This is a genomic window from Lentzea sp. NPDC060358, from assembly GCF_042725365.1.
GTDB lineage: Bacteria > Actinomycetota > Actinomycetes > Mycobacteriales > Pseudonocardiaceae > Lentzea.
Genome location: NZ_JBHXCW010000330.1, coordinates 1 through 6,965 on the forward strand (window position 1 = coordinate 1; position 6,965 = coordinate 6,965).

6 protein-coding genes are annotated in these 6,965 nt (G+C 72.5%); 5 read left to right on the top strand and 1 reads right to left on the bottom strand.

All coding sequences use genetic code 11. The features are described 5' to 3' along the window. On the bottom strand, positions 1–1,580 hold a 1,580-nt coding region (locus ACFWGZ_RS37945), incomplete at its 3' end, for an alpha/beta fold hydrolase (protein ID WP_382456429.1). Positions 1,581–1,699: 119 nt separating this feature from the next. Here ACFWGZ_RS37945 and ACFWGZ_RS37950 point away from each other — a divergent pair. The 5 genes from ACFWGZ_RS37950 (at position 1,700) to fabF (ending at position 6,512) form a co-directional block, all read left to right on the top strand. Then, positions 1,700–2,899, top strand: a complete 1,200-nt coding sequence (locus ACFWGZ_RS37950; protein ID WP_382456430.1) for a PucR family transcriptional regulator — start codon at positions 1,700–1,702, stop codon at positions 2,897–2,899. Positions 2,900–3,093: 194 nt separating this feature from the next. After that, complete coding sequence (locus ACFWGZ_RS37955) at positions 3,094–4,023, top strand: ACP S-malonyltransferase (protein ID WP_382456431.1); 930 nt, start codon at positions 3,094–3,096, stop codon at positions 4,021–4,023. Next, positions 4,020–4,997: a beta-ketoacyl-ACP synthase III gene (locus ACFWGZ_RS37960; RefSeq protein WP_382456432.1), complete on the top strand. Its 978-nt coding sequence runs from the start codon at positions 4,020–4,022 to the stop codon at positions 4,995–4,997. Before ACFWGZ_RS37955 ends, ACFWGZ_RS37960 begins: the two co-directional genes overlap by 4 nt. A gap of 46 nt (positions 4,998–5,043) precedes the next feature. After that, entirely contained in the window at positions 5,044–5,280 is a 237-nt protein-coding gene (locus ACFWGZ_RS37965) for an acyl carrier protein (RefSeq protein ID WP_030465146.1), read from the top strand. Beyond that, the gene (gene fabF, locus ACFWGZ_RS37970) at positions 5,277–6,512 is read left to right on the top strand and encodes a beta-ketoacyl-ACP synthase II (protein WP_382456433.1); all 1,236 of its coding nucleotides are present in this window, start codon (positions 5,277–5,279) and stop codon (positions 6,510–6,512) included. Before ACFWGZ_RS37965 ends, fabF begins: the two co-directional genes overlap by 4 nt. Positions 6,513–6,965 lie beyond the last annotated feature (453 nt).

The following is a 6,965-nucleotide window of genomic DNA, read 5'->3' on the forward strand; positions in this document are numbered from 1 at the left end:
CGTCCGGCCCCCGTCGCGGCGCTCAGCCCGCGGCCGTCGAGGTAGGCCCGGATCCTCTCCGGCGACGGCGCGGGCACCGCGCCGCCCTCACCGGCAGCACCGGCCGCGCCGCTCTCGCCGTCCTCCGGCACGTCGGGCCGCGGGTCGCCGGCGCACTCGGTGCTGCTGCCCGGCAGCACCCCGTCCACGAGGTACCGGTCGACCTTGGCGTCGACGCACGCGTTGCCGTGGTAGAGGCTGTGCTTGCCCTCGTCGACGACGGTGACGAGGTTGTGCCCCAGCCGTCGCGCCATCGCCGGGCCGCCCGCGTACTGGGTCTGCGCGTCCCCCTCCGCCTGCACGACGACGCCGACCGGGTAGCCGTCGCGCGCGAGCGCCACCGGCCGCTCCGGCGGCGTGAACGAGCGGAACGTGCACGGCGTCGGCGCGGCCCGCGCGACGCCGAAGCCGTACGGGTAGCGCTCGCGGAAGACGCGCATGTCCTCGTAGTAGAGGTGCAGGTCGGTCGGCCAGTCCGTCTCGCAGGTGACCGTGTCGAACGCACCGGACCGCAGCTCCGGCAGGCCGGTCCTCGCGAGCACCTGGCCCGCCGCGGCGCCCGCGGCGTTCTCCTGCCCCTCCCCCGACCGCAGCCCGGCCACGACCGACGCCAGGTCCGACCACAGTGGACGGTAACGGGCGCCCACGCCGACCGCGCCGTCGAACGCCGAGCGGCCGTACTCCCCCACCGGCGCGGCGTGCAGCTTCGCGGCCACCTCCTCCACCGCGGCGAGCACCTCGTCCCGCGTCCTGCCGAGCGCGAACCTCCCGTGGCGCTGACCGGCCCAGGCGGCCCAGGCCTCGACGTCGCCGCGGTAGGCCACGGCCTGCTGGCGGAACTGCTCGTGCCACACCCACTCCGGGTGCACGGCCGAGTCGAGCACGCTGCGGTCGAGCCTGCCCGGGAACAACGTCCCGTACACCGCGCCCAGGTACGTGCCGTAGGAGTAGCCGAGGTAGTTGACCTTCGACTCGCCGAGGGCCGCGCGCACCAGGTCCACGTCCCGCGCGGTGTTGGCGGTGCTGACGTGCCGGCGGATGCCGCCGCCGGACTTCTCGCAGGCCTCCTCGGCCTCCCGCGCCTCCGCCGCCCACTTCACGAACTCCTCGTCGTCCGGCCGGGAGTCCGGCACGGCGATCGCGGGCGTGGTGCGGCAGTGGAGCGCCGTCGAGCCGCCGGCACCGCGCGGGTCGAAGCCGACGAGGTCGTAGACCTGCGCGACCCCGGCGTCGGCGAGGAACAGCGGCAGGGCGAGCCCCGGCCCGCCGGGGCTGGTGAGCAGCACGCCGCGCCTGCGGTCGGCCGAGGCCGCCTTCCTGCGGCTCACGGCCAGGTCGATCCGGTCTCCCGCCGGGTTCGCGTAGTCGAGCGGCGCGACGAGGGTGGCGCACTCGAGCCCGGCGAGCTCGCCGGTGCACGGCGACCAGCGCACCGGCTGGGAGTGGTACTCGGCGAGGGGGTCGGGCGGGTTGGCCGACGCCGTCACGCCCGTGGCGGTGAGCACGACCACGCCGAGGACGAATGCCGGGAACCTGTGCAAGACCAACCTCCGTGCCGCACGAAAGACCACCGGTCCCCGAAGGTATGGCCGATCACCGGGCTCCACGGGTTGTGTCACCCGTCCCGGTGACGCCCCCCGCGTGGCCTTAAGCTGCGGGTATGACCAGCAGCAAGACCGAGGAGGAGCTCCCGCCCGCGCTCTCCGCCCGCACGATGCGCAAGATCGAACGCGCATCCGGCTCGCTCGCCACCGCCAGCGTGGCCGAGATGGAGCAGCGGCTGTCCTGGTTCGCGCGGATGCCCGCCGACCAGCGGGCGAGCGTGCTGCTGCTGATCCAGAACGGTGTCGCGGGCTTCGTCGAGTGGCTGCACGACCGGCAGCAGGCGATCCGGCTCACCGCGGAGGCGTTCCGCAGCGCCCCCAAGGACATCTCCCGCTGGGTGAGCCTGCGCCAAACCGTCGAGCTGGTCCGGATCGCGCTGGAGCTGTTCGAGGGGCAGCTGCCGGAGATGGCGGCGAACGACGCCGAGCGCGCGCTGCTGATGGAGGGCGTGCTGCGGTACGGCCGGGAGATCGCCTTCTCGGCCGCGACCTCGTACGCGGCGGCCGCCGAGGCGCGCGGCGCGTGGGACGCGCGGCTGGAGGCGCTGGTCGTCGACGGCATCGTGCGCGGTGACCCCGAGGAGTCGCTGCTCTCGCGCGGTGCCGCGCTGGGCTGGGACCCGGCGCTGGAGGCGACCGTGCTGGTCGGCAACCCCGGCGGCGAGGACCCGCCCGCGATCATCTACTCGGTGCGCAGCAAGGCCGCCCGCGCCGGGCGGCCGGTGCTGCTGTCGGTGCAGGGCTCGCGGCTGGTCGTCGTGCTCGGCGGGCCGACGGAGACCGGTGAGGACGTGCTGGGGCGCATCGCCGAGGGCTTCGGCGAGGGCCCGGTCGTCGCCGGCCCGACGGTCACGTCGCTGTCCGAGGCCCACCGCAGCGCCAGCGACGCGTTGAGCGGGCTGCGGGCGGTCGTGGGCTGGCCCGCGGCGCCCCGGCCCGTCCGGTCGCTCGACCTGCTGCCGGAACGGGCGCTCGCGGGCGACCCCGAGGCCGAGTGGCAGCTCGTCGACCGGGTGGCGCGGCCGCTGGAGGACGCGGGCGGCGCGCTGCTCGAGACCGTCGACGCGTTCCTGGAGGTCGGGGGCGTGCTGGAGACGTGCGCGAAAAGACTGTTCGTGCACCCGAACACGGTCAGATATCGCCTTCGGCGCGTTCAGGAAATGACCGGAAGAAATGCACATGACGCTCGAGACGCGCTTGTGCTCCGCGTCGCTTTGTCTGTAGGACGCCTTGCCCGCTCCCGGGGCCTGTGGTAGCGAACGAGCTGTGACGGAGTTCGCACACATCCGTTGGAGTGAGGGCCAAACGACCTTGCACACGGCTGACCTGCGCAGACGTCTCAGCCAGCGCTGCCGACGGACGCTTTTGTAGGGTCTCTACAAATACGATCGCCGTACTTCGTTCTTCACGACATGGGGTACCGGCGGGTCCACCGGCTTTAGTAATCGGCGTGATCGCACTCCTCGCGCCCGGACAAGGGTCCCAGACGCCCGGCATGCTCACCCCCTGGCTCGAACTGGAGGGGGCGGAGAAGCAGGTGCGCACGTGGTCGGAGATCACGGGGCTCGACCTCGTGCGCCTCGGCACCACGGCGGAGGCCGACGAGATCGTCGACACCGCGATCACCCAGCCGCTGGTCGTGGCCCTCGCCGTGCTCGCGTTCGGCGAGCTGCGCCGCCGCGTCGAGCTGCCCGCGGACGTCGTCGTCGCGGGCCACTCCGTCGGCGAGCTGGCGGCGGCGGCGATCGCCGGCGTCATCAGCGCCGACGACGCGGTCGCCCTCGCCGGTGTGCGCGGTGCCGCGATGGCGCGGGCGTGCGCGCTCGAACCGACCGGCATGGCCGCGGTGCTCGGCGGCGACGAGCAGGAGGTGCTCGCGCGCCTCGAGGAGCTCGGTCTCGTGCCCGCCAACCGCAACGGCGCCGGCCAGATCGTCGCGGCGGGCCCGCGTGCCGCCCTCGACGAGCTCGCGGAGACCCCGCCGGGAACGGCGAAGGTCCGCAAGCTCGCCGTCGCGGGCGCGTTCCACACCAGGTACATGGCGCCCGCCGAAGACGCGGTGCGCGCGCGTGCCGCCGAAGTCGCCACGCAGGACCCGTCGCTGCCGCTGCTGTCCAACAAGGACGGTCAGGCCGTGACCGACGGCGCCGAGGTGCTGAGCCGCCTGGTCTCCCAGGTCACCAGCCCCGTGCGCTGGGACGCCTGCCAGGCGACCCTCGTCGGGAAGGGCATCACCGCCTCGGTCGAGCTGCCGCCCGCCGGCGCTCTCACGGGTCTCGCGAAGCGTGCGATGAAGGGCACCGCCACTCTCGCCCTGAAGACCCCCGACCAGCTCGAGAAGGTCGCGGAGCTCTTCGACACCGTTGGAGCAGACAAGTGACGACCTTCCAGGCCCCGCAGGCCCCTGCGGGTAGCCGCATCCTCGGTCTCGGCAGCTACCAGCCGGAGACCGTGGTGAGCAACCACGACCTCGCCGCGCGCATGGACACCTCGGACGAGTGGATCCGCGAGCGCGTCGGCATCGTCAACCGGCGCGTCGCGGCCAAGGACGAGGGCGTCGTGGACATGGCCGTCACGGCCGGCGCGAAGGCGATCGAGGACGCGGGTCTCGCGCCCGCCGACATCGGCGGCGTCATCGTGGCGACGTGCACCATGCCGTCGACCATCCCGAACGCCGCCGCGCAGGTCGCGACCAAGCTCGGCATCCAGGCCGCGGCCGCGTTCGACCTCAACGCCGCGTGCGCGGGCTTCTGCTACGCCGTCGCGACGGCGGCGGACATCGTCCGCGCCGGCACCGTGCGCAACGTCCTCGTCATCGGCGCGGAGAAGCTCACCGACTGGACCCACCAGGACGACCGCTCGACCGCGATCATCTTCGCGGACGGCGCGGGTGCCGTCGTGGTCGGCGCCGGCGACACGAACGAGATCGGCCCCGTCGCGTGGGGCTCGGACGGCTCGATGTCCGAGGTCATCCGCATCGACGACCGCGACTCGTTCATCCACCAGGAGGGCCAGGCGGTCTTCCGGTGGGCGACGACGCAGGTCGCACCGGTCGCGATCCGTGCCGCCGAGCTCGCGGGGGTCGCACTGTCCGACGTGGACGTCTTCGCCCCGCACCAGGCGAACCTCAGGATCATCGAAGCGATCGCGAAGCGCCTGCGCAAGAATGGTGCGCGCGAGGACCTGAAGGTCGCTCGAGACATCGTCGACTCGGGCAACACCTCCTCCGCCTCGATCCCCATGGCGCTCGACCACATGCGGACCGCGGGCGAGATCTCCTCGGGAGACGTGGTGCTGATGGTCGGTTTCGGCGCGGGCCTGTCCTACGCGGGGCAGGTCGTCCGGTGCCCGTGAGCACCACCCAGGGTTTTTCCACCGTTTCAACCGAAAGGGAACTTCAGTGAGCGACAACGTCCTGTCCGGTCTTGCCGAGATCGTCGAAGAGGTCGCCGGCGTTGCCGCCGACGACGTCACCGCTGAGAAGTCCTTCGTGGACGACCTCGACATCGACTCGCTGTCGATGGTCGAGATCGCCGTCCAGGCCGAGGACAAGTTCGGCGTGAAGATCCCGGACGACGAGCTGGCCAACCTCAAGACCGTTGGTGACGCGGTGAACTACATCACCAGCAACAAGTGAGTTCCGGCATCGAGGTCGTCATCACCGGGCTGGGTGCCACCACCCCGCTCGGTGGTGACGTCACGTCGACCTGGGACGCGCTCCTGGCCGGCAAGTCGGGGGTCTCCCCCATGACCCACGACTGGGTCGAGAAGTACGACCTGCCGGTCAAGATCGCCTCACAGCTCGTCGTCGACCCGACCGAGGTGCTGCCCCGAGTGGAGGCACGCCGTCTGGACCGCTCCGAGCAGGTCGCCATCGTGGCGTCCCGCCAGGCGTGGGCCGACGCGGGCCACGACGACGACACCGTCGACCGCCAGCGCCTCGCCGTGATCATCGGCACGGGCATCGGCGGCGCGATCACCCTCCTGACCCAGGACGACCTCCTGGAGCAGCAGGGCCTGCGCAAGGTGTCGCCGCTGACCGTCCCGATGCTGATGCCGAACGGCCCGGCGGCCCACGTGGGCCTCGAGCTGAAGGCCCAGGCGGGCGTGCACGCCCCGGTCTCCGCCTGCGCGTCGGGCGCCGAGGCCATCGCGTGGGCCTACCGCATGATCAAGTCCGGCGAGGCCGACGTGGTCGTGGCGGGCGGCGCGGAAGCGTGCATCACGGCGATCCCGGTGGCGGGCTTCTCGCAGGCCCGCACGATGAGCACCCGCAACGACGAGCCGGAGAAGGCGTCCCGCCCGTTCGACACGGGCCGCGACGGCTTCGTGCTCGGCGAGGGCGCGGGCGTCATGGTCCTGGAACGCCGCGAGTTCGCGGAAGCGCGCGGTGCCAAGATCTACGGCCGCCTGGCGGGCATCGGCACCAGCGCCGACGGCTACCACATCACGGCCCCGGACCCCGAGGGCGTGGGCCAGTCGCGAGCGATCGCGGCGTCCCTGCGCTCGGGCGGCATCGACCCGTCCGACGTGGGCCACGTGAACTGCCACGCCACCTCCACCCCGGTGGGCGACGTGGCGGAAACGGTGGCGATCCGCAAGGCGATCGGCGACCACCCGGTCCTGACCGCCCCGAAGGGCGCCCTGGGCCACCTCCTGGGAGCAGCGGGCGCGGTCGAAGCCATCGTCACGGTCCTCTCGATCCGCGACGGCATCGTCCCGCAAACGCTGAACCTGGACAACCTCGACCCGGCGGTCACGCTGGACGTGGTGGCGGGCGAACCCCGCAAGATCAAGCTCGACGCCGCGGTGAACGACTCGTTCGGCTTCGGCGGCCACAACGTGGCCCTGGCCTTCACCCCGGCCTAGCACCACACACACGCACAGCCCCGGCCCGCACACCCGCGGTCCGGGGTTCAGTGCTTTCCGCCCCCTTGACCGCGCACGCTCGCGCAGGGGTCCCCTCGCGTTCCGGCTCCCCCGCGACCCAACGTACAGACGGGGTCCGACACTCCCGCGCGACGCGACGCGACGGGGCGACGGGGCGGGGCGGCGAGGGTGGGCAGAGCTGGGTGGGCTGGCAGCGCAGGTGATGTGCAGGCAAGGCAGTGGCAGGCCCAGGAGAAGGACAAGGTAGGGCCGACGCAAGGCCGGAGGCGAGCCCATCCGCGAGGCCGAAGGCGAGCCGATGCGACGGCGAAGCCGAGCAGGCTCGGCTCTTGGCTTTTACCGAGCGAGCCCGGTGGGGTGGTCCCGTCACGAGCAGTGCTGATGCATCCGGCCGCGCCCGAGGGGTCAGGTCAAGTCGACACGCTTTTCGTC

Excerpts from the sequence above, each read along its gene's own strand:
- ACFWGZ_RS37950 (WP_382456430.1), top strand. The coding sequence starts at position 1,700 with ATGACCAGCAGCAAGACCGAGGAGGAGCTCCCGCCCGCGCTCTCCGCC.